At 44.8% G+C, this 22993-nt stretch carries 17 protein-coding genes and 1 pseudogene; 7 read left to right on the top strand and 11 right to left on the bottom strand.

The window, feature by feature from the left end; all coding sequences use genetic code 11:
* Nucleotides 1-34: 34 nt before the first annotated feature.
* The 5 genes from BWI96_RS09075 to BWI96_RS09095 all read right to left on the bottom strand — a co-directional run bounded on the left by BWI96_RS09075 (nucleotide 35) and on the right by BWI96_RS09095 (nucleotide 5550).
* On the bottom strand, nucleotides 35-664 hold the full coding sequence (locus tag BWI96_RS09075; RefSeq protein ID WP_106636323.1) for an inorganic pyrophosphatase: 630 nt from the start codon (nucleotides 662-664) through the stop codon (nucleotides 35-37).
* Between the two features lie 89 nt (nucleotides 665-753).
* The gene (locus tag BWI96_RS09080; protein WP_106636324.1) at nucleotides 754-1734 is read right to left on the bottom strand and encodes a glycosyltransferase family 2 protein; all 981 of its coding nucleotides are present in this window, start codon (nucleotides 1732-1734) and stop codon (nucleotides 754-756) included.
* 104 nt (nucleotides 1735-1838) lie between these two features.
* Nucleotides 1839-2561, bottom strand: a complete 723-nt coding sequence (locus BWI96_RS09085) for a tRNA1(Val) (adenine(37)-N6)-methyltransferase (RefSeq protein WP_106636325.1) — start codon at nucleotides 2559-2561, stop codon at nucleotides 1839-1841.
* Nucleotides 2562-2590: 29 nt separating this feature from the next.
* Nucleotides 2591-3223: a viroplasmin family protein gene (locus tag BWI96_RS09090; protein ID WP_106636326.1), complete on the bottom strand. Its 633-nt coding sequence runs from the start codon at nucleotides 3221-3223 to the stop codon at nucleotides 2591-2593.
* Nucleotides 3224-3789: 566 nt separating this feature from the next.
* Complete coding sequence (locus BWI96_RS09095; RefSeq protein ID WP_106636327.1) at nucleotides 3790-5550, bottom strand: ABC transporter ATP-binding protein; 1761 nt, start codon at nucleotides 5548-5550, stop codon at nucleotides 3790-3792.
* Between the two features lie 178 nt (nucleotides 5551-5728).
* Here BWI96_RS09095 and BWI96_RS09100 point away from each other — a divergent pair, with 178 nt between their 5' ends.
* The gene (locus BWI96_RS09100) at nucleotides 5729-6961 is read left to right on the top strand and encodes a cation:proton antiporter (protein WP_106636328.1); all 1233 of its coding nucleotides are present in this window, start codon (nucleotides 5729-5731) and stop codon (nucleotides 6959-6961) included.
* A gap of 67 nt (nucleotides 6962-7028) precedes the next feature.
* On the opposite strand, the gene rhaT is transcribed toward BWI96_RS09100, so the two are convergent.
* The 5 genes from rhaT to pdxA all read right to left on the bottom strand — a co-directional run bounded on the left by rhaT (nucleotide 7029) and on the right by pdxA (nucleotide 12842).
* Complete coding sequence (gene rhaT / locus BWI96_RS09105) at nucleotides 7029-8087, bottom strand: L-rhamnose/proton symporter RhaT (RefSeq protein ID WP_106636329.1); 1059 nt, start codon at nucleotides 8085-8087, stop codon at nucleotides 7029-7031.
* A 391-nt stretch (nucleotides 8088-8478) separates the two neighbouring features.
* The gene (locus BWI96_RS09110; RefSeq protein WP_106636330.1) at nucleotides 8479-9426 is read right to left on the bottom strand and encodes a hypothetical protein; all 948 of its coding nucleotides are present in this window, start codon (nucleotides 9424-9426) and stop codon (nucleotides 8479-8481) included.
* A gap of 20 nt (nucleotides 9427-9446) precedes the next feature.
* Nucleotides 9447-10070 (bottom strand): DNA-3-methyladenine glycosylase, encoded by a 624-nt coding sequence (locus tag BWI96_RS09115; RefSeq protein WP_106636331.1) that lies wholly within the window; start codon nucleotides 10068-10070, stop codon nucleotides 9447-9449.
* Between the two features lie 78 nt (nucleotides 10071-10148).
* Nucleotides 10149-11027 carry a YicC/YloC family endoribonuclease gene (locus tag BWI96_RS09120; RefSeq protein WP_106636332.1) on the bottom strand — a complete coding sequence of 293 codons (879 nt, stop codon included), beginning with the start codon at nucleotides 11025-11027 and terminating at the stop codon, nucleotides 10149-10151.
* Nucleotides 11028-11054: 27 nt separating this feature from the next.
* The gene (pdxA, locus tag BWI96_RS09125; protein ID WP_106636333.1) at nucleotides 11055-12842 is read right to left on the bottom strand and encodes a 4-hydroxythreonine-4-phosphate dehydrogenase PdxA; all 1788 of its coding nucleotides are present in this window, start codon (nucleotides 12840-12842) and stop codon (nucleotides 11055-11057) included.
* A 544-nt stretch (nucleotides 12843-13386) separates the two neighbouring features.
* Between pdxA and BWI96_RS09130 the strand changes: the two genes are divergently transcribed.
* From BWI96_RS09130 to glgB, 6 genes are all read left to right on the top strand, one after another.
* A complete protein-coding gene (locus tag BWI96_RS09130) occupies nucleotides 13387-14325 on the top strand; it encodes an NAD(P)-dependent oxidoreductase (RefSeq protein WP_106636334.1) in 939 nt (312 codons plus the stop codon).
* A gap of 36 nt (nucleotides 14326-14361) precedes the next feature.
* Nucleotides 14362-15495, top strand: coding sequence for an ATP/GTP-binding protein (locus BWI96_RS09135; protein WP_106636335.1), 1134 nt, complete (start codon nucleotides 14362-14364; stop codon nucleotides 15493-15495).
* Complete coding sequence (locus BWI96_RS09140) at nucleotides 15495-16148, top strand: DUF3226 domain-containing protein (protein WP_106636336.1); 654 nt, start codon at nucleotides 15495-15497, stop codon at nucleotides 16146-16148. The genes BWI96_RS09135 and BWI96_RS09140 overlap by 1 nt, the downstream gene beginning before the upstream one ends.
* Nucleotides 16149-16165: 17 nt before the next feature.
* Nucleotides 16166-16702 (top strand): hypothetical protein, encoded by a 537-nt coding sequence (locus BWI96_RS23250; protein WP_369804123.1) that lies wholly within the window; start codon nucleotides 16166-16168, stop codon nucleotides 16700-16702.
* Nucleotides 16678-18627 carry an endonuclease MutS2 gene (locus BWI96_RS09145; protein WP_369804124.1) on the top strand — a complete coding sequence of 650 codons (1950 nt, stop codon included), beginning with the start codon at nucleotides 16678-16680 and terminating at the stop codon, nucleotides 18625-18627. The genes BWI96_RS23250 and BWI96_RS09145 overlap by 25 nt, the downstream gene beginning before the upstream one ends.
* Before the next feature lie 393 nt (nucleotides 18628-19020).
* Nucleotides 19021-21000, top strand: a complete 1980-nt coding sequence (gene glgB, locus BWI96_RS09150; RefSeq protein WP_106636337.1) for a 1,4-alpha-glucan branching protein GlgB — start codon at nucleotides 19021-19023, stop codon at nucleotides 20998-21000.
* Nucleotides 21001-21541: 541 nt separating this feature from the next.
* Here the strand turns inward: glgB and BWI96_RS09155 are convergent.
* Nucleotides 21542-22992, bottom strand: a pseudogene (locus BWI96_RS09155) (RagB/SusD family nutrient uptake outer membrane protein).
* Nucleotide 22993 lies beyond the last annotated feature (1 nt).

Genomic DNA, 22993 nt, shown 5'->3' on the forward strand with positions numbered 1-22993 from the left:
TCCCGCGGATGAAAGGACGTGAGAACGGTTATCCTTAAATAAGGGCCGTTTTCGAAGTCAGGGTTTGGTAATCCTGACGGCTCTTGCGAATTACTTCGTGAGCCACATCACGACCATATACCGTATCAATTTCGATTACAGCTTTGGCTTCGCCCGGAATATTTTTGTACGTCAGGAAGTAGTGAACCAGACGGTTTAATACGCTTTTAGGGCAATCGTTCAGGTCAGTCCAGCTACCATAAACGGCATCATTTTTCAGAACGGCGATGATTTTATCATCCGCTTCACCTTTGTCGATCAGACGAATACCGCCGATGGGGATGGCCTGAAGGATGATATTACCGTGAGGGATGGTTTTTTCTGCCCATACACAAATGTCCAGCGGATCTCCATCACCTTCAGGAATGTTACGACCTGACTGCTCTGTAGCGTACTGAGCGATGGCATCGCCGCAGTAGGTTTGGGGCAGGAAGCCATACAAACAAGGCATATAGTTAGAGAAAAGCTGAGGACGGTCAATTTTCAAAAAGCCCGTTTCTTTGTCAATTTCATATTTAACCGTATCCGTGGGTACAATCTCAATGAAGGCGGTAACAACTTCAGGGGCATTTTCCCCGATGGGAACCCCGTGCCAGGGGTGTGCAATTTGGGTCGAAAAACTCATAGGATAATAACCGATTTAATGCGGTTTGACAGACAATAGTCGCTAAAAATAATCAAATATGTTTTATAAATAACTCAGCACTAGAACACTTATACTTTTTCTTCCATTCCTACTTTTTCCCGAATCTTGTATTCGGTAGTTCGTTCAGCATTGGAAGCCATTAACTCACCGAGAAAACCGGCCAGAAATAATTGTGAGCCTACAATAATAGCTGTTAAGGCCAGGAAAAACTTCGGATCGTCAGTCAGGTTGCGAAATTTATGCCCTGCAGCAACGCTGTAAATCTTATCAATACCCAGCCAAGTCGTAGCGACAAATCCAAGTAAAAACGAAATTACTCCAAAAGTACCAAATAAATGCATGGGTCGCTTCCCAAAACGATTGACGAACACAATCGTGAGCATATCCAGCAATCCGTATATAAAACGCTCTAACCCGAATTTGGTTTTGCCATATTTCCGGGCCCGGTGCTGTACTACCTTTTCTCCAATTTTTGAAAAGCCATTCCATTTGGCCAGAATGGGAATATTGCGGTGCATTTCGCCGTACAAACGTACGGATTTCGCCACAGGAGCGTCATAGGCTTTCAGTCCACAATTGAAGTCATGCAACTGAACACCCGAAACCCAGCGGGAAACGGCATTGAATAATTTAGTTGGAAGCGTCTTGGAAAGTGGATCGTAACGCTTCTGCTTCCAGCCCGAGATAAGATCGTATTCTTCGACAGTAATGAGGCGATACAGTTCAGGAATTTCCTCGGGACTGTCCTGTAGGTCAGCATCCATCGTAATAATTACCTGACCTAAAGCGGCCTGAAAACCCGTATATAAAGCGGCTGATTTCCCATAATTGCGGCTAAAACGCATGCCCCGAATGTGCGGATTCTGGAGAGAAAGCTGGCGAATCACCCGCCAGGAGTGATCGTTACTACCGTCATCCACCAGAATGATTTCATACGTAAACTGATGTTCATTCATTACCCGCTCAATCCAGGCACAAAGTTCAGGAAGTGATTCCTCTTCATTGTACAGGGGGATGACAATGGATAACTGATAAAGGTATGGTGGCATTCTCGTAATATCCTGTGAATGAAAGTTTTCTAAATAAACTCAGCGAAAATTCAGATGTAGAGTAACGTGAACAGGTACAAATTTGATCTACTCTGAGGGTTTATTTAGAAAATCAGGTAATAATCTTTTAGCAAATTTACGAATTCCGGCGTGTACTCGTCCGCTTCATTGCGGATACAAAGCGTTTCTGTTGGAATTTCCTTCCGATTTTGACTTTTGCTAAAGGTTGAGACCAGTCGGAAGGGAGCTTTAGCCGGGGAATTTTTCAAAACTAGCTGTTCCTGTAGATAAAAATTCAAAGGGGCTAATTCTTTACTTAACAATTCAGTTTCGAAAACGGGTAATAAAACCGTAAATCTTCCTGAGGGTAATAAATGCCGATGAACCGCCTGAGCTAATTCCGCAAAACTTAAACGTTCGTCGTGAGCGGCTCGATTACGTCCTTCTTTCGGTGAGCGTAAGGAATTTTGAAAAAAAGGAGGATTTGAAATGATTAATTCATACTTCCGGTCTACTTCTAGTGTCTGAATTGCCGATTCAATGACAGTAATCTGCGAGGCAAAGGGACTCAGAGCAATATTTTGTCGAGCCTGTTCGGCTGAGTTTGCATCAATTTCTACGGCATCAATCCGATATTCTGCTTCATGAATGCGTTGAGCCAGCATGAGCGGTAAAAGGCCGGTGCCGGTACCAATATCCAGAATGGAATGTGTGTTCGTAACTTTTGTCCAGGCTCCCAGCACGCAGGCATCCGTACAGACTTTCATCGAAGTCTGGTCCTGATGAATGGTAAATTGCTTGAATGTAAAGAAAGAGTTACGGGCCATGACGTAAGTGCGTACAATGAAAAGGGGAATTATTTACGTCCGAAATCGGCGGGATTTTCACCCCAGTATTCGGTTTCCCATTTGAGTACTCTGGTTGAATACGTATTATTTTTCAACCAGGTTTCAGCCCGATCAATTAATTCAAACAGGATTTTGTTGGCTTCCGTTTCGGGAAGTTTGGTATTGGCGACTTTGTTACGAACCCAGCTAATGGCCGTTCTGGAGTCGGAGTATATCGGCAGCTGACTGTTTACTTTTTTGAGGTAAGCCAATCCGTGGACAATCGCCAGAAATTCGCCGACATTATTCGTGCCGTCGGCAAAAGGTCCCATTCTAAAAATCAGCGTGCCGGAAGGGTATTCAACGCCCTGATATTCCATAACGCCAGTAGCCGTATTCCAGGCTGCATCGACGGCTAGGGAAGGGGTAATGGGCTTTCCGACCAGGGCCGAATTCTTGGGAGTTGACTCGACTTTTTTAGCCGTACCGATGTACTTCCGGGGATTTTCCCGAAAGGCCATAACGGCCTGTTGTTTGTCTTCAAAGGATTTATACTGAGCTCCATTAAAGCCCTCAATCTGAGCTTTAGCGTCTTCCCAGTTATCAAAAATCCCCGGATGCCGTCCCTGCCAGACTACGTAATATTTGGTTTTCTTACTCACGAACGCAAAAATACGATAGAGTTTGGAGTTTTCAGTGTAAAACGCTAACCCCGGCAGGGTTGATTTATTGGTAGCTCTGTTCTGGATACATCCGAGTGATAATGCAGAAAGGCAGGGGTAGTAATAATCTACTTGTGTAAAAACTAACGTTTTGTCCTATTTACAGTTACCCTGGATTAGCATCCGAGGCTATTTGTATTTAACCCCGCTAGGGTTGTTTTCAAAGCCATGGCTGGTGAAGACACCAGCCATTTTTGTAGTTAGGTAAGGATTGTTATGAGAAGGAGTGATGGTTGGTGGTGACACCAACCATGGCGAAAAAACTAACGTTTTGTCCTATCTACAGTTACCCCGGATTAGCATCCGGGGCTATTCGTATTTAACCCCGCTGGGGTTATTTTCAAAGCCATGGCTGGTGTCTTCACCAGCCATTTTGTAGTTAGGTAAGGCTTGTTATGAGAAGGAGTAATGGTTGGTGGTGACACCAACCATGGCGACAGAAACGTTTACAAAAAGCTAGGGCTGGTGTATTCACCAGCCCTAATATAAACCCCTAACTCAAAACCCTACACTAATTCCTTATACTGCATCCGGTGCAAATTCGCATAATGCCCCTCTTTTTCCAGTAACTCTTCGTGATTACCTGCCTCGACGATCTTACCTTTTTCCAACACCAGAATCTGATCAGCGTTTTGAATCGTACTCAGTCGGTGGGCAATAACAATAGCCGTTCGGCCTTTCATCAATTTCGTGATGGCATTCTGAATCAGTTCTTCGGTTTCGGTATCGACAGAAGCAGTGGCTTCGTCCAGAATCAGGATGCGGGGGTTACGAACCAGTGCCCGAACGAACGAAATGAGTTGACGCTGACCCACCGAAAGCGTGGCTCCGCGTTCCATAACGTTATAGCTGTAGGTACCGGGTAACTTCTGAATAAATTCATCAGCTCCGACCAGCTTGGCAGCCTCAATCACCTGTTCCCGGGTAATGCTCGGATCGCCGAGGGTAATGTTACGTTCAATGGTATCCGAAAACAGGAAAACGTCCTGCAAGACCACGCCAATCCGGCTTCTGAGCCAGCCTAGTTCATAATTTTTCAGATCGACATTATCAATGAGAATCTGCCCCTTCTGAATTTCGTAAAAACGGCTTAAGAGGTTAATCGTTGAAGACTTACCCGCTCCCGTAGCCCCGACTAAAGCGATGGTTTTACCCGCTTCAACGGTAAAACTAATGTCTTTCAAAACAAATTCCGGTTCATTATAAGCAAACCATACGTTTCGGAATTCTACTCTACCGTGCAGTTCTTCGGGTGTATAGGTACCTTCGTTCTGGGTATACTCATCCGAATCCAGCAGTTTCAGAATCCGGTCGGTACTGACTACGCCCATTTGAAGGGTGTTGAAGCGATCGGCCAGCATGCGAATGGGGCGAAAGAACAGGTTAATGAACATGATGAAGGCCGTAATCGTACCGTAACTTGTTGTCAGGCCAATAACCTCTTTCGCTCCGTACCAGACAATTAAACCCGTCGCCATGGCCGAGATGACTTCTGCAACCGGGTAATACACCGAGTAATAAAGAATGGACTTAATGTTGGCATCTTTATGCTCTTTGTTGAGAGCTTCAAACTTCTGGTGTTCAATGGGCTCAGCACTGAAAATCTGCACGATACTCATGCCCGTAATGTGCTCCTGAACAAACGAGTTTAGATTAGAAACGGCTGTCCGAACAATATTGAAGGACTTCTTGACTTTTTCTTTGAAGATATAAGTGGATACCAGCATCAGAGGAACGGTACTCAAACTGATCAACGAAAGCCGCCAATCGGTGTAGAACATAACGCTGATAATCAGGATCAACTGAAGAATATCACCGGCAATATTGGCCAGGCCTTCCGAGAAAACGTCGGCCAGGGTTTCAATATCAGAAATGGTGCGGGTGACGAGCCGACCAATGGGGGTATCGTCAAAGAACTTTAAACGCAGGTAAAGGATTTTTTCATAAAGTTGTACCCGAATGTCTCGAATAATGGTCTGGCCTAACCAGCCGGATAAATAACTGTTGGCAAACTGAGTAATACCCTGAACCACCAATACAGCAATCATGAGGGCCATCATGGTAGTTAAGCCCGCGTGATCGTCTGTAGTGATGTGATGATCAATGGTATAACGAATCAATAGTGGGGTTAAAGGAGCCAGAATTGCTCCCAATAATATCAGAGCCACCAGGCTGATAAATCTCCTTTGGTAAGGCTTGATAAACTGAAACAATCGTTTGATGATGTCCCAGTCTACGATCTTACCACTAACTTTTTCTTCCGTCACGTTGAGAAAAGATTATTTTTACTCAAATTAATACTGGCGATACCGGCAAAAGTACTTTGTTAGATCAATAACTAGGGCCGTGAAGCGGGCGGAAGAGACCGACCGCTCTGTATGATTTTTTATGTATGCAACCAGGGATATAGCTACAATCACATTGTCCTCATAAAAGTTTCAGCGAATGAATTCCAATTGGGTTTTGATCATCAGTAGTAGTCTGATATTGATTTCTTATCTGTTCAATTTTATTACAAAGAAAACTAATATTCCGTCGGTATTATTGCTGATTGGCCTGGGAATAGGCATGCGTTTGTTTGCCGATAGCAAAGGGTTTACGCTAGGCCGAATCAATGATATTTTACCCGTGTTGGGAACAGTTGGACTGATTCTGATTGTGCTCGAAGGAGCCATGGAGCTAGAACTCGACCGGAAAAAAAGTAAGTTAATCTGGCAGTCGCTGGCGGCGGCTTTGGGCATTTTGCTGGCTACCGCTTTTACCATGGCCACTCCGCTGGCCATAGCCTACGGGGATTTTCATCGGGGCTTACTCAATGCCGTGCCACTGGCCGTAATCAGCAGTGCCATTGCCATTCCCAGTGTAGCTCATTTGGCAGATCCGCATAAGAAGGAGTTTATTACCTATGAAAGTTCTTTCTCGGATATTCTGGGGATCATGCTGTTCAATTTTGTCTTGGTTAACGACGATTTCACCTGGGGGTCTTTAGGACACTTTTTGGGTGAGGTCGTTTTAATTCTGGTCATGTGTACGCTGGGCTGCATTGTTCTGGTGTACCTCACGAGTCGCATTACTCAGCACGTTAAATTCTTTTTGATTATTGCTCTGTTAATTCTGGTTTATTCATTGGCCAAGCTCTTTCACCTTTCGCCATTGTTACTGATTTTGGCTTTTGGTCTGATGATGAACAATATAAATCTGGTGATTCCATCGTTCCTGCAGAAATACCTGGCTCAGGAAAAACTGGAGGAAGAGTTACCCATTTTTAAATCCATTACGGCGGAAAGTGCCTTTCTGATTCGAACTTATTTTTTCGTTCTCTTTGGCTTCTCTATTGATCTGGCTTCGCTGACCAACCCCAAAGTCTGGCTGATTGGCGGTATTATGGTAGTGTGTTTGTACGCCATGCGGGCCATGTATCTGAAGTGGATACTTAATATTCCTCTGTTACCAGAAGTATTCATTGCACCCCGGGGTTTGATTACGGTATTAATATTCTTCGGTATCCCGGCAACAATGGTGTTACCGGATTTCAGCGGCGTATTATTATTTACGATCATAGCCACAAACGTTATCATGTCTGGCGGACTTATCTGGTATGGCCGGCAAACGGGCAAAATCATTGCCCCGCCCGAATTATCAGATACCAGCGATTTGCCCGCAGTAGGTGAATCATGATCCTTACCGTTTCATAAAAAGCCCCCGGTTACTTCAAATAACCGGGGGCTTTTTGTTTTGGACAGGACTATTCGCTCAGGTAATTACCATAACCTACAATCATGACGGAAAGAATAATAACGCCAATGCCCGTCAGAATGGTGCGGAACGTAGCCGGACGAACGCCTTTCCATTCTTTTAGGTATAGGCCCCAAAGATTAGAGATAATGATGATACTGGCCGTATGCAAAATCCAGGAACTGGCTCCGTTACCCAGTTTACTTTCCCCCATTCCATAGAAGAAGAACTGTAAAAACCAGGTGATACCAGCCAGAGCTGAGAAGATATAGTTGTTTAGTAAAGGCGTTTTTGAATCAGTATAGTTACCGTACGTTTTGTTGCGAATATTCAGCAAAACAGACCAGATGAGGTTAGTCGTCAGACCGCCCCAGAGTACGACAACGAAAATGACGTTATTTTGAAATAAAGGATTACAGCCCGCCGCAACGGCTTTGACAGCCATGGGTTTTCCGGCTTCAATCCCGAAGTTAAAACAGGCACTTAGGATACCAGAGAAGGTAGCAACGACGAGGCCCGTCCAGAGGTTGAATTCCTGAATACTGGCTTTCTTTTCTTCCTCAGAAAGTTCACTTTCTTTCATCACCCCCGCTTTGCCACAAATCACAATACCGATTACGCAAACTACCACGCCCAATAATACCACCTGGCCACCCGTAGCGTTCATCATTTGAGTAATAGTGCCCTCGGTAGTGGAAGTGAACAGGTCACGGTAAACGGGAGGAATCAAAGCCCCGAAAACGGAACAGAAGCCTAATACTACGGACTGCCCCAAGGATAAACCCAGGTAACGAACAGATAACCCAAAAGTAAGTCCGCCAATTCCCCAGAGTAACCCCATCACATACGTCCATAAAAGCGTATCCGAATCAGTACTTTTAATAATAGACATGAAATCTGGGATAGTCAGCCAGGCAGCTACGTAAGGAGCGATTAACCAGGAAAATAAACCGCCAATAATCCAGTAACTTTCCCAGGCCCAAGCTTTCACCCGTTTGAAAGGAATATAAAAACTACCGGAAGCGAAACCGCCAATGAAGTGAAAAATAACACCTAAGAGAGCCTGCATAAATTAAGATGTAGAGGTATACTTAATGCTCAAAGCTAGGGAAGTTCCGGGGTTTTCACCATCCCGTACTGTCAGGGAAATAGGGTTTTTCGTGTGTTTGGTTGAATTTTTCGAGTAATGAAAATGCCACTTGTCATGGACAAGTGGCATTCCGATGAACCTTCAACCTTTTTCTATACTTCACGCAAAACGAATACGTGTATCTGCACCCGAAACGAATGCTGTGCAAACTGTAGTAAGAACGCGTAGAAAGGCACGAAGTAATACTTGTGGCTAAAGAGAGTAGATAGAGACGCAGCAAAAAGGGATGAATAACCGCAAAACGTAGAATTTTATACAGTTCCTAAGGCAGAGACGCAATTCATCGTGTCTGGCCTAGAAAAGGAGATAGCTATTCAAACAAAAACTGGTAACTATGTTTTTCCGAAGTAATCGCTCCTAAGTTTTTCTTGAATCGGATTAATCCTTCGTTACGAACACCATTTTCTGTAGAAATACCCAAATCCAGAATCTGATACTGATTAGTAAGGCAATACTGATAAAGTCCGACGTTGACCAAAATCAAAGGACTTAAGTCCAGAAATTCAGCAGCGTCGGCTGGGTATAAGGTGTAAAGAATTCTTTCATTAATCTGAACGGTGACCACCAGGGCAGCAAGTTTTCCCTGAAAGCGAGCCGTAAAAACCTGAAAAACGTTTGGTAACTGAGTTACAGATGCGAACAAAGTTTCCAGCGACATGGTCATGGGACGCTGCTTCCGTTCGCGGGCGGCGGTAATAAAAGCGTGAACGATGGCCCAGTCCGGGTTCAGCCATTCTTCAAAATGCAACCCTTCCCGAAGGCTTTTCTTCAAACGACGATGCGTAGAATTGTGTAGAAGGTGGTCAATAGATGGTTCGTTAACGGGAAGATGCTGATTTAGCTCAGTTGTGATGACCGTAAAACCCGCCTGAAGGTAGTTACGGTGTAAGAGAGCGGCTAATTCAGGATTTAATCCATCGGGTAAAGACCTGATCAATAGACGAGTAAGGCCTTGTTTTTTTAAATGATCGAGAACTCCCTGAATAAAAAATAGAAGCGTTTCCGAAGGAATTTCCGGGTAACTTTCAATCCCGCCGAAAGTAGCTCGTCGGGGGCTCATGCCCTTGTCATTAACTATGAAAATGACTAGTCGGGCGTGTGTAAAGCCGTCTCCTTCTAATAAAAAAGTAAGCACCTGATCGCCGGGTTGGGCCTGAGTTTTCAGGTGGGATGTTTCGTTAAAAAGAAATCGTTCGAAGAGTGGTTGCGAAACGGTTTCTGGAAATGGATATACATGAATGGAGTAGGTGGAATTCATGGTAGCAAGATAAAAACAAGCTATCCTTTTTTACTAACGAAAGCATTATTTCTGATGTAAAACCGATAGGGCAACTCTACGCCAACCTTAATACCGATACGGGTCGTTTGCACGACTTCAAAATCATGAAGAATCGCTGGTTCGATACGAAGTGGACTGTCCTGAATCATCCAGTAATTCATTTCTTTATGTATGCCCATGGCGTGTACCAGACTGGCCGGGCCTTTGCATAACTGCGTGGGTTTCAACGTTCGTTCGGCGTAAGTTTTTCCGAAAAATTGTTGAATACGCTGCTGGGCAGCAATGCGGCGATGAGCCATCAACTCCAGTCCTTCGGTAGGTTGCAAAGCCCGAATCAATACCGCTTCGCCTATGCCTTCTCCACCACTGGAAATATTTACGCAATAATACTGACCGTAAATCTGATAAACGTAAATCATGCCCACGGGACCAAACATAGGAGCATTCCGGGTGGTTTTGTTACGATAGGCGTGGCAGGCTGGATCACCCGTAAGATAAGCTTCTGTTTCAACAATAATACCCGCCGTACGGCCCTCTGGACTTTCATGGACCAGCACACATCCCAATAAATTTCGGGCTAAATCCAGCGAGGGTTGTTCATAAAATTCGGTTGACAGAGGCATAAGAAGTACTTTAAAAAGGCTAAAAGAAAACGCGGAGTAAGGAATAAAATTCCGTACCCCGCGTTTCGGTAAATCGGCTTATAATACGTTTGCCGTCTGTTCTTTTATCTTTTCGAGATCATCTTTCATCCCCACTACTAAATGCTGAATCGTAGCGTCGTTGGCCTTTGAACCGATGGTATTAATCTCCCGGCCAATCTCCTGAGCCATGAAGCCAAGCTTTTTACCGTTACCTTCTTTCAGTACTTCCCGGAAGTAATTGAGGTGGGTCTGAAGGCGAACTTTTTCTTCGGCGATGTCGTATTTTTCAACGTAATACACCAATTCCTGTTCAAAGCGATTTTTATCGAAACCATCTTCGCCGAGCAAGTCGGTAATACTCTTAAGTAACCGCTCCCGAACAGCCGGAATTCGCAGGCTATCCTGCTCAGCTACCTGCTTCAAACCATTTTCAATGCCGTTGATGCAATCTCCAAAAATGGTTGTTAATACCTGACCTTCCCGGTTTCTAAATTCCTGGCATTCAGTCAGAGCAACGCGAACGGCCTGTAAAACCGTCTGCCACTCGTCATCAGAGGATTCCGTCACGGTTTCCGTATTTAACGCATTGGGCCAGGTCATGGCAATTTTGAACATTTCCAGATCATCGAACGACTCCGTTACGTGGTAAAAACTTTCTCGCAAATCCTGAAAGTAAGTCTTGACCAGAGGGCGGTTCACCGAAACCGAAGCTTCTGCCTGAGCCGTCTTGACGACCTGTACGGAAAGTTCAATTTTACCGCGTTCCAGTTCCGTAGATAACAGGTTACGTAATTCAATTTCCCGACTGGATAAGCTACGGGGTAATCGACAAAAAATATCTAAACCTTTGGAATTTAGAGTTTTAATTTCGGCAGTAACCTGTAAGCCATCTGCTTCAAGCACGCCCCGACCAAAGCCGGTCATGGATTTTAACATAACAAAACGGATAATAACGGGAACGGCTTATGCTTCAGGGTTCTCGTCTGTTTTAGGTTTAGAGGGCGTTTTTGCAAATAGTAACGACTGCGAGATTTCCAGCAGTTTTCGCTGGGTTTCTTCGGGTGTTTCCTGATTTCGCTGGTAACCCGGTTTGGGTTGACGAGGAGTTTCCCGGCGTTCCTGACGGTTTTGCGGTTCTTCCCGTTTTTCCTGGTTATTCGTATTACGCTGGAAGCGATTTGCACGGTTCTGGTTCTGACGATCTTCCCGACGGGGACGCTCGCGGGGTTGTTGAGAATCTTCCGAATTCGTAGCCGCTGGTGGCGTGGGTTGCTCCGAACGATTCTGACGATCGTTTTGCCGTTCCTGATTCGTATTACGCTGGAAACGATTGTTACGGTTCTGACGATCTTCCCGGCGGGGGCGATCATTCTGACGTTCCTCCCGACGCGGCTGTTGAGCCTGCGAAGGTTGTTCCGTAACGGGCGTTTCCGCTAGGGTAGGTAAGGTAGTTTCGATTACCTCATCAGTGGTAGGCTGAGTTACTTCGATAATCACTTCTTCTGAAGCAACGATTACCTGTTCTTCGCGAGGCTGACGATCTTCCCGTTTTTGACGCTCTTCGCGGGCAGGGCGATTATCTCGTTTCCGCTCCTCCCGCTGCGGACGCTCTTCCCGACTTTGCGGACGCTCGCGAGGGATCTCATCGTCCAATTTGGGATCGCGTTCTTCTTGGGTCGGGATTTCGATTAGGGGAGGAGTCGCATTAGCCCGTTCGGCCTTATCTGCTTCAATTTCATCCCACTGTTTCCGGTTACGCACGATGTCAAGGGCCGTATAAATGGCATGTAACATCGAGCTGTGATCCGCCAGATTTTTTCCGGCAATGTCATAAGCCGTGCCGTGGTCAGGGCTGGTGCGAACGATGGATAAACCCGAAGTAAAGTTAACGCCATCTTCAAAGGCCAGCATCTTGAAAGGCATGAGCCCCTGATCGTGATACATGGCCAGAATGGCATCGAATTTCTTCCAGTTACTCGCTCCAAAGAAGCCATCGGCGGGGAAAGGTCCGTACACCAGATGGTTATTTTTACGGTATTGTTCAATAACCGGAATAATGACTTCTTTTTCTTCATTCCCCAGCAGTCCGTCTTCTCCTGCGTGTGGGTTCAGGCCCAGGACGGCAATACGAGGTTTGTTGATTCCAAAATCTTTATGTAAAGACTTGATAATCTGATTGAGTTTCTTGGAAACGGCCTCCTGACTAATGTTGGAACGAACCCGTCCCAGTGGAACGTGACCCGTAACTACACCAATTTTCAGACGTTCTGAAACCATGAACATCAGGTATTCAGAGGACTGAAAAGCTTCCGCCAGATACTCCGTATGGCCGGGGAACTTAAACTCCTCAGACTGAATGTTATACTTGTTGATCGGAGCCGTGACCAGAGCCGAAATCAGACCAGCTTTGAGGTCTTCTACCGCTTTGGACAAACTTTGAAAGGCTGCCTGTCCGGCCTCCGGCTGCACTTTACCCGGTTCGACATTGGTCTGACTGTCATCAAAGCAGGTAATCACGTTTACCATTTTATGATTCAACTGATCGGCTGTAGGAGCCGGGTTCAGTTGCCAGTCTTTCATATCGTACAAGTGCTTGTAACGATTCAGAACCCGCATCGATCCGTAAATCACGGGCGTGAAGTGTTTATTAAGGTGGTTTCCATGCAAGGCCTTGAGAATTACCTCGGGGCCAATGCCGTTATAATCACCCATACTGATGCCGATTATCGGCTTTTGTGCTTGCTCGCTCATATCATTTCATCCGGTCAGATTATTCCATTTTCTGACGTAAATAAGCAGTTCGTAAAGCGAAGTTACACCATCCACCTAAGAATTAGACCAGTTCGCGGATTTTTCGGAAATTCTAAGCCGAATAAAGGGAGATTGATGTAGTTTGAAAAGGTTTAAACGTTTGAGGTAGTTTGAAAGTTTGAGGAAGTTTGACTGAGCGTTTGATAACTGATTGAAAAGGTTTGAAAGCTACTGAGGACCAGGTTTCACTGAGTATCCAATCAATAGCTAGAGGACACAACGCTCACTTATCTGACGTTCAAAAGCCAATCAAATCACTCAAACAATGATCAAACATTCAAACTTTACTCAAAACTAGATCAAACCACCTCAAACAATACTCAAACCTTCAAACTAGATCAAACCATTCAAACCCAACCCCGATTGCTGGTTTTTTTATAAAATCGAGCGAACTTTGGAGATTGCTATTGAGGTTATCCTAAGCAGGCACCGTTACTTTTTGAATGTTATGAAAGCTCAGCTCAACGACTGAGCCCCCTTTACCATGAAGAAAATTTTCATTTGTGATGAAATGCACCCCAGTCTGTTTGAAATGCTCGAAACGGCGGGGTTTGACTATAGCTATCAACCTAAAGCCAAACGCGAAGAGATTCTGGAGCAGATTGGCTCCTACGAAGGACTGATGATCCGTAATAAAACGCGGGTGGACGAAGCCTTTTTGCAGGCTGCTTCCAGACTGGAATTCATTGGCAGAGCCGGAGCTGGGCTGGATTTGATTGACAAAGAAGCGTGTGACCGGCATCAGGTTCGTCTCTTTGCTGCCAATGCGGGTAATATGGATGCTGTTGGCGAGCATGCCATGGGCATGTTACTGGCTCTGATGAACCACATTCACACGGCTGACCGGGAAGTACGTCAGAAAATCTGGTTACGTGAAGCCAATCGTGGGACCGAGCTGGGCGGTAAAACGGTGGGATTGATTGGCTATGGACATAACGGTTCGGCCTTTGCCAAACGCCTGAGTAGCTTTAATGTGAAGGTGCTGGCGTATGACAAATACCGCGACAACTATTCCGATGCCTACGCCGAGCAGGCTACGATGGAGCAGATTTTTGAAGAAGCCGACGTATTGAGTCTGCACATCCCGCTGACGGAAGAGACGAATTATCTGGTGAAGGAAGAATTCATTGCTCAATTCAAAAAGCCATTTTACTTGATCAACTGCTCGCGGGGCGAAATTGTGAAACTGGCGGCGGTTTTGAAAGGTTTACAATCAGGAGCGGTGTTAGGGGCGTGTCTGGATGTGCTGGAAAATGAAAAACTGCACCAGTTACCTGCCGGACCGGATGAAGTTTTTGATACCTTAGTCCAGTTACCCAACGTTATTTTTACCCCCCACGTAGCCGGATGGACACATGAAAGTTACGTGAGAATCAACGAAGTGCTGGTACAGCAAATTGCTGATTCAGTTTTGAATAATTGAGTGAGAGAATGATTGAATAAAATAACTACTTAAGCGATGCTTCATTCCTTAGAAATTAAAAACTACCGAAACCTACGTCATCTGGTTATCCCGAAATTAGGTCGGGTTAATCTGGTGATTGGAAAGAATAATACGGGGAAGAGTAGTTTGTTGGAGGCGGTAGCGATATATATTATTTTCGGAAGTAATAATTTTTTTATTAGACTTATTAATTTCCAAATGATTAGAGGAGAAATTGATTTTTCTTCTGATTTGAAAATTATTAATGAAGCTAGTAACAATCCTCAAATAGTATTTAACAAACTTAATGAAATTCATTTTTTGTCTTTGTTTTATAACAGAGAAATAGATAAATATTTGAAAGATGGGAAAAGTATATTTATTAGTTCAAATAGAGGTATTTTTGAATTACATATAGTTGAATCGTATTTTAACGAAAATAATGAATTTAAAATAGCCTCAAAAAAAGACGAAATTCCAGGACTATCATTTTCAACTGAGGTATTTGCTGGATTGAGAGTAGGGAAAGATATAGATTATATGGCTCTACCTATCAGTGGTAATACTAATTATGGGCAAAGATCAGAAATTAATAAAAAGTTAAATAATACATGCGGGTTTGTGTCATCCAGTTTTAATCCGTTATCTGAGTCTTCAGACAGAATACATTGGGGAGCAATTGTTTTAACTGAAAAAGAGAAGTATGTAATTGATGCATTAAAAATAGTAGAACCAAGAATAGAACAACTATCATATGCAGGTGACAATCTTGGAAAACCCTATGTTAGATTAAAAAATGAATCAATGCCAGTACCACTTCGGAGTATGGGAGATGGTATTAATAGAGTATTGAAAATCATTCTTTCAATGGTCGTCTGTGAGAATGGAACATTTATAATCGACGAATTTGAAAATGGTTTACATTATTCCGTTCAGGAAAAACTGTGGGAGATTATTTTTCAATTAGCCGATAAATTAAATATTCAGGTTTTTGCTACTACGCATAGTAATGATACAATTAAAGCATTTGAATCTATTGTAAACAGTAATGAAAGCTATAAAGACAGCCAGTTGATTAAGCTAATAAATGTAGATGGAGATATCAAACAGGAAACCGCCGATGCAGAAGATTTGGAAATAATTGTTGAAAATGATATTGACCCACGCTAATGAAGATAAAAGAAGAGCTCAAGGCAAAATTATTGGTAGAGGGTAATGATGATCAACATGTAGTTTGGACGCTTTGTAAAAAGCATTCTGTTGCTAAAACATTTGAAGTAATAGATTGTGAAGGTATTGAGAAATTGCAAGATCAACTTCCTACACGTTTACGATTTGAATCAAACTTAATAGTAGGGATAATTCTTGATGCGGATACTGATTTGACTGGGCGTTGGAGAAGTTTACAAGATCAACTGAAAAAATTAGATTATGATTTGCCTGAGAAACCTAATAGTGAAGGTACTATCATTGAATCTTCCAGTTACTATCCACGTTTAGGTATATGGCTGATGCCTGATAACTTACAAAGTTCGGGGATGCTGGAAGATTTCGCTAAAGTATTAATACCTGAACAGGATCAATTATTAGTGGAAGTAGAAAGAGTATTATCTGAAATAGAAGCAATTCCCCGAAAAGCTATCTATAAAGATGTTCACAAAGCAAAGGCTTTAATACATACCTGGTTAGCCTGGCAGGAAGATCCCGGAACGCCAATGGGTTTGGCTATTACCAAATCGTATCTGAATCACAACCACGAATTAGCCATTCGTTTTGTAACCTGGCTAAACGCCCTTTTTAATCCAACAACAAACAACCAGTAACAAACAACTCAACTACGTTGCTTTATCCTAAAAACATAGAAGAAAAACTCGGATTCGACCGGATTCGTCAGATGCTTAGCGAGGCTTGTCTGTCTTCGCTGGGGCGGTCGTTTGTGGAGAAAATACGCTTTTCTGACCGCTTTGACCAGATTCAGAAGATGGTCGGGCAGGTAGCAGAAATGAAGGAAGTCGTGGCTCACGAGCCCGATTTTCCGCAGTCAAATTACATTGATGTTAACCAGCAAATTGCCAAAGCTCGTATTGAAGGGGCTTTTTTAACCGAAGAAGAATTCTTTGATCTTAAATTATCGCTGCGAACGATTCAGAGCATTCAGCGATTTTTTGAGACTAAAGAAGAACCCAGTTTTCCGCACTTACGGGAGCTGACCACGCAGGCTTTTCAGGAGCGTAAAACAGACGATGACGACAAACCCCGTCGCAGCAAAAGCGATGAATTGTCGCAGTTACTGAAAGAGATTGACCGGATTATCGATGATCGCGGTCGCTGCGGGATAATGCTTCGGCGGAGTTGCAGCACATTCGCCGGGAGTTAATTGCCGAACAGAGCCGTCTGCGGCGAACGCTCGACTCCATGCTTCGGACAGCTCAGCAAAACGGCTGGGTGCCCGAAGGGGCTACTATGACGGTGCGGAATGGCCGGATGGTAATTCCACTGGTGGCGGAGCATAAACGCAAAATTCGTGGTTTCGTGCAGGATGAATCCGATTCAGGAAAAACGGTCTTTCTGGAACCTGCCGATGCCTTAGAATCGAATAACGAAATCCGGGAACTGGAATCGCGGGAGCGTCGGGAAATTGTGCGGATTTTAATGGAGTTAACTTCTAAAGTCCGGCCCTATACCGAAGAACTCAAGCGAGCCTACACCTTCCTTGGGATTGTTGATTTTATACGGGCCAAAGCAAAACTGGCTTTGGAAATGGACGCGAATGCCCCGCATTTCGTGCAGAAACCGCTGGTTGACTGGCACGGAGCCCGGCATCCTTTGCTACTGATGAGTTATCAGAAACAGGGCCGGAACGTAGTGCCTTTGCACGTAAAACTGGATCACGAAGAACGGATTTTGCTGGTTTCCGGCCCCAATGCCGGGGGTAAATCAGTAATGCTGAAAACCATCGGTCTGATTCAATACATGTTCCAATGCGGATTATTGGTTCCCGTAGATGATTTCTCTACGATTGGACTCTTCCGCAATCTATTCATGGACATCGGTGATGAGCAGAGTCTGGAAAATGACCTCTCGACGTATTCGTCACACTTAACCAATATGAAGCATTTTCTGCTTCATTCGGATAAGAAAACGTTGTTCCTGATCGATGAATTTGGAACGGGAACCGAGCCGAGCCTGGGCGGAGCCATTGCTGAAAGTATTCTAAACGAAATCAATCGTTCGGGAGCCTATGGCGTGATTAACACGCACTATTCCAACCTGAAAACCTTCGCAGACCGGACGGATGGCCTAGTGAATGGAGCCATGCGTTTTGATGCCGAACACCTGGAACCTCTTTATCAACTGGAGACGGGCAAGCCCGGCAGTTCGTTTGCCTTTGAAATTGGTCGGAAAATTGGATTACCCAAGCCTGTACTTGATGCGGCCCGCCAGAAGCTGGATCGGCATCAGGTTAATTTCGAAAAACTTTCGAAAGAGCTGGAGATCGAGAAAAAGGTATTTCAGGATCGAAATGCTCAGAATTTACAGCGGCAAAACGAACTGGATAAGTTAACCGAACAATACCAGACGCTGAAAAATTACCTCGATACCGAGAAAAAACGTTTACTCAACGAGGCTAAGGCTCAGGCGAAGGAGTTGCTGCGGGAAGCTAATGCGAAGATCGAAAACACGATTCGTGAAATTCGGGAACAGGGAGCCGAAAAACTGGCTACGAAAGAAATTCGTCAGCAGTTAACGGATTTCTCCAGCAAACAGCTCAAGGAAGAAGTGATCGTTCCCCCGAAAGCGGCTCCGGTGAATGAAGTGGAAGTAGTGGGCGGAGTCATTACGACGGGTTCGCTGGTTCGAGTGAAAGGCCAGAATACCGTGGGTGAAGTACTGGAGCTGAAAGGCAAAGATGCCGTCGTAGCGATTGGTGATTTACGAACTACGCTCAAGGTTAATCGCCTCGAAAAAGTGAGTCGTAAAGAATTTAAGGCCGCTACGGGTGAGGAAAAACCCCGGGCCAAGCTGACCGGCGTTGACCTTAATGAAAAAGCAGTAAACTTCTCGTTTAATCTGGACATTCGCGGACGACGTGGCGAAGAGGCCATGGTTGAAGTTGATAATTTCATGGATGATGCCATCATGCTGGGTTATCCTGAGTTACGAATCGTTCACGGAAAAGGAGATGGTATTTTACGCCAGCTCATCCGCAATCACTTGCGTACGTATTCGCAGGTAGGCCGCATGACCGACGAGCACCCGGATCGGGGTGGAGCAGGGGTTACCATTGTTGAAATGAAGTAAGAAGGTCATTACAAGGACAAAATTGTAATGACAATAGTTACGCAGGCTTGTTTGGCTAACCACCTCGAAGCAGTTAACTGGTTAGCCAACTCTGGGTAAAACTAGGGCCACTTGTTTAAGAGAGGGCGGGGTTATTTCGACTCAGAAATAACTTCGCCCCCTTTTATTTGGCACAACCCAGAAGATTCACAGGAAAGTGCTATTTTGCAGCTTTACAAGTGGAAATACTGGTTCAGCGTTTTTAAGTAACCAGACGATCATACAAAGAGAATGATGCATTTTTAACCAAAGCGATTCATTTTAGTTACTTACACTGGAAGTAGAACCTACGCCGGTCGGTAATGCTATCTTTTTCATCCCAAAGATTCGTTTATTCATTTGCAGCCCATCCTTATGGCGAAGTCAAACACTAAACCTCAACCTCAGGAGATTATTCCCGAAGTTTCGGCAGAAATACCTGTAACTTTCAAACCAGTAGAACCCATCAGTCGGTTTACGGAATTTGATATTCACCTGTTTGCTTCAGGCAAACACTTTAAACTCTACGAAAAATTCGGCTCACACGTAATGGAGCATGAGGGCGTAACGGGAACGTATTTCGCCGTTTGGGCACCCAACGCCCGTTACGTATCAGTCATTGGGAATTTCAATTACTGGGATCGCGGAACGCATCGGTTATATGTTCGTCTTGATAGCTCAGGAATTTGGGAGGGATGGATTCCAAACGTAGGCAATGGCGAAGTATATAAGTATTTCATTGTAGCCAACTCGGGCGAAGAAATGGAAAAAGGCGATCCCTACGCCCTGCGTTGGGAAGAGCCACCCTCTACTGCCAGTGTGGTTTGGGATACCTGGTATGAATGGAAGGACTACCAATGGCTGGAAGAACGGGGAGAAAAGAATAAACTGAATGCCCCGATGTCCGTGTATGAGGTGCATTTAGGTTCCTGGCTTCGGGACCCGAATGAACCCGATCGCCGTTTACGCATTCCTGAATTTGCCGATCGTCTGGTGGAGCATGTCAAGGAATGTGGATTCACGCACGTGGAGTTCATGCCCATCATGCAACACCCCTACGAACCTTCGTGGGGTTACCAGATTACGGGGTATTACGCAGCAAATACCAAATACGGTTCTCCGCAGGAAATCATGATGCTGATTGAAAAACTGCATCAGAACGGAATCGGCGTATTGCTTGACTGGGTACCGAGTCACTTCCCCGGCGATTTGACGGGTCTTTATCGATTTGATGGGTCACACTTGTACGAGCACGCAGATCCTCGTCAGGGGTATCATCCCGACTGGAAATCGTATATTTTCAACTATGGAAGAAACGAAATTCGAAGTTTCCTGCTTTCAAACGCTATTTTCTGGCTGGACCGTTACCATGTCGATGGCTTGCGGGTTGATGCAGTAGCTTCGATGTTATACCTGGATTACTCACGGAATGCGGGCGAGTGGATTCCCAATGTCTTTGGTGGAAGAGAAAACCTGGAAGCGATTTCGTTATTCAAGGAACTAAATACTATCATCTACCGGGAGTATCCTGACACTCAAACCATTGCTGAAGAATCAACTGCTTTCCCTGGGGTTTCACGTCCCACGTATACCGGCGGGTTAGGTTTTGGAATGAAATGGATGATGGGCTGGATGAACGATACCCTCAAGTACTTCGAAAAAGATCCCGCTTACCGGAAGTACCACCAGGATCAGTTTACGTTCAGCACGGTGTATGGCTTTACAGAAAACTTCATGTTACCGCTTTCGCACGATGAAGTGGTGTATGGGAAAAAAGCCCTGGTTTCTAAAATGCCCGGCGATGAATGGCAGCGTTTTGCAAACCTTCGGTTGCTGTATACGTACATGTTCACGCACTCTGGCACGAAGCTGATTTTCATGGGTGGTGAATTCGGGCAAACCAGCGAATGGAATTTCACGCAATCGCTTGACTGGCATTTATTGCAATATGCTCCGCATCAGGGCATGAAAAACCTGATTTCGGAAATTAATGCTCTCTACAAAAAAGAGCCAGCCTTATACGAAAAAAGCTTTACTGCCGACGGCTTCGAATGGATAGATACGCAGGATAAAGAAAACACAGTAGTAGTCTATTCGCGTAAAGGGAATAGCCCGAAAGAAACGCTGGTAATAGCCCTCAACATGACGCCCGTTCCGCGTACGAACTATCGGGTGGGTGTACCCATGCAAGGAATGTATACCGAAATCTTCAACTCAGATTCAGTTCGTTTCTGGGGTACGGGTCAGTATGAAAATGGAACGTATATGGCCGAAGAAATCGCTTGGCAGGGTAAAGCTTATTCCATCGGTATCAACATCCCTCCTTTATCAGGCGTAGTGTTTAAAGTATGGTAATAGAGTGTTAATGTTTTGAGTTTTTGCTTTGAGTTGAATAAGAGAGAGGCTCGGTTCTTGAACCGAGCCTCTCTCTTTAATGCCGCTGGCAGCCTTTTTGCTGGCAGCAATGACTTGGTTACCTTCTAGCTTATGCTGCCAGCGAAAAGCTGGCAGCGGCCACGTTGGCAGCGGCTAGGCCGAGAGGTTATAGCAAAGAAATCGAGAACAGACAAACAGGAAACGAGCTTAACATCAAGTCTCTTTCTCTTCGCTGCCGCTGCCAGCTTTTTTGCTGGCAGCAATGACTTGCTTACCTTCCAGCTTATGCTGCCAGCGAAAAGCTGGCCGGGCCACGTTGGCAGCGGATAGACCGAGAGTTTATGGCAAAGAAATAGAGAACAGTAGAAAATGATCTTAAAATCAAGTCTATCTCTTCGCTGCCGCTGCCAGCTTTTTTTGCTGGCAGCAGTTACTTAGTGTCATCCTGCTTATACTGCCAGCGGCCAGGTCGATTGTTAAGGGTAAAGAAAACGGAAAACTAACAACCGAAGACTAACAACTATAATGGATTTTGCTTCAGATTCGGGTTCAATACGATTTCTGATTCAGGAATTAAATGCACTACCTGTTTATCCGTGGGAGGAATCGTTTGCTGGCCGGTTTGGGTGTTGTGATACCCTGGATAATTCCGCACCAAACTTCGGTTATTGCGATACAAATCAAAAGCCCGATGTCCTTCAAAAGCAAGTTCTAACCGACGTTCCTGCAATACGACGTCCAGAACGGTAGCTAAGCCTTTCAGATTACCAGTCGTAAAAAGCTCATTACCCGTCAGCCCCGCCCGCGTGCGGATTTTATTAACGTCTGCAATGGCCTGTTCATTCTGCCCTTTTTTGCGTACGCTTCGGCTCGATTGAGATACATTTCCGATAAACGTAACACTACGGGAGAACTTAAAGTCGGAATGCCGCCCTGATTGGAAAACTTGGTAATGTAAACCTTATCAATCCCATTTCGCTTTTCCTGAGCACCCGTAGAAGTTAACTTCCGAACCAGAAACGAACGACGTTTATCATTAGAAAATTGATTAATCAAATCCTGATACGCCTGTGAGGCATATACCTCTCCCCAGCCTACGCCGCCCGGGGAGGTATAATACATCGAACCGATGGCACTCCAGGTTCGATCATCCTTCAGCGTATGCGTAATCGCAAAAATAGTTTCTGGATTTTGCTGATTTTCAAGGGTATAATAATCAGGAACCTGCGTGGGCGTAGCCAAGGTATATCGTCCGCTGTTAATGACTAAATCCGCTTCCTGAATAGCCAGATCGTTTTGGTTTTGATACAAATAAACCCTTGATAATAAGGCGTGAGCTACTGCTGCCGAAGCATAACTACTGGTTTTATCAACCGTCATTAGCGTTGCCGCTTTCTTGAGGTCCGTTACAATGAAGTCGTATACTTCCTTTACCGTAGCCCGGCTGGCGTTATCATCCGGCGTTAAATCCGTTTTAATAATAACTCCGGGATTACTTTCGGGACTTTGGGTATAAGGTCTTCCGAAAAGCCGTACCAGGTCGAAATGAATCATGGCCCGCAGAAAAAGATTCTCCCCAAGAATTTGATCCGTTTCCGTCGATTGCCCTTCGCGAACCGCTGTGATAACTTTATTGCAGCCAATAATGGCGGCATAGGCTTTCCGGTAAATTTGTAAGGCATTCGCCTGATCAGAAGTATGCCGATACGTGTAAGTCAGAAATAAAGGATCCGTCGTTGTTCCGCTGAGCGTAATATTATCCCCCTGATACTCATTCATAATGTACAGGTTTCGGGTATAGTCCTGTTGCTTGATGATGGAATAGTTACCATCCGTAGCGGCCCGCAAGCCTTGGGTGTTGGTTAATAACTCCGACTCTGAAAGGCCGTCGTAAGGCTTTTTGTCAATGCTGCACGAACTCAGCAGGACCAGACAAAGAGGGAAGATTCGTAAGGTATGAAAAGTCTTCATC

The organism is Siphonobacter sp. SORGH_AS_0500 (genome assembly GCF_002838835.1).
GTDB lineage: Bacteria > Bacteroidota > Bacteroidia > Cytophagales > Spirosomataceae > Siphonobacter.

Coding starts and splice junctions, on each gene's coding strand:
- BWI96_RS09140 (WP_106636336.1), top strand. CDS start 15,495: ATGAAGATAAAAGAAGAGCTCAAGGCAAAATTATTGGTAGAGGGTAAT.
- BWI96_RS09130 (WP_106636334.1), top strand. CDS start 13,387: ATGAAGAAAATTTTCATTTGTGATGAAATGCACCCCAGTCTGTTTGAA.
- BWI96_RS09085 (WP_106636325.1), bottom strand. CDS start 2,561: ATGGCCCGTAACTCTTTCTTTACATTCAAGCAATTTACCATTCATCAG.
- BWI96_RS09115 (WP_106636331.1), bottom strand. CDS start 10,070: ATGCCTCTGTCAACCGAATTTTATGAACAACCCTCGCTGGATTTAGCC.
- BWI96_RS09120 (WP_106636332.1), bottom strand. CDS start 11,027: ATGTTAAAATCCATGACCGGCTTTGGTCGGGGCGTGCTTGAAGCAGAT.
- rhaT (WP_106636329.1), bottom strand. CDS start 8,087: ATGCAGGCTCTCTTAGGTGTTATTTTTCACTTCATTGGCGGTTTCGCT.
- BWI96_RS09110 (WP_106636330.1), bottom strand. CDS start 9,426: ATGAATTCCACCTACTCCATTCATGTATATCCATTTCCAGAAACCGTT.
- pdxA (WP_106636333.1), bottom strand. CDS start 12,842: ATGAGCGAGCAAGCACAAAAGCCGATAATCGGCATCAGTATGGGTGAT.
- BWI96_RS09075 (WP_106636323.1), bottom strand. CDS start 664: ATGAGTTTTTCGACCCAAATTGCACACCCCTGGCACGGGGTTCCCATC.
- BWI96_RS09080 (WP_106636324.1), bottom strand. CDS start 1,734: ATGCCACCATACCTTTATCAGTTATCCATTGTCATCCCCCTGTACAAT.
- BWI96_RS09135 (WP_106636335.1), top strand. CDS start 14,362: ATGCTTCATTCCTTAGAAATTAAAAACTACCGAAACCTACGTCATCTG.
- BWI96_RS09100 (WP_106636328.1), top strand. CDS start 5,729: ATGAATTCCAATTGGGTTTTGATCATCAGTAGTAGTCTGATATTGATT.
- glgB (WP_106636337.1), top strand. CDS start 19,021: ATGGCGAAGTCAAACACTAAACCTCAACCTCAGGAGATTATTCCCGAA.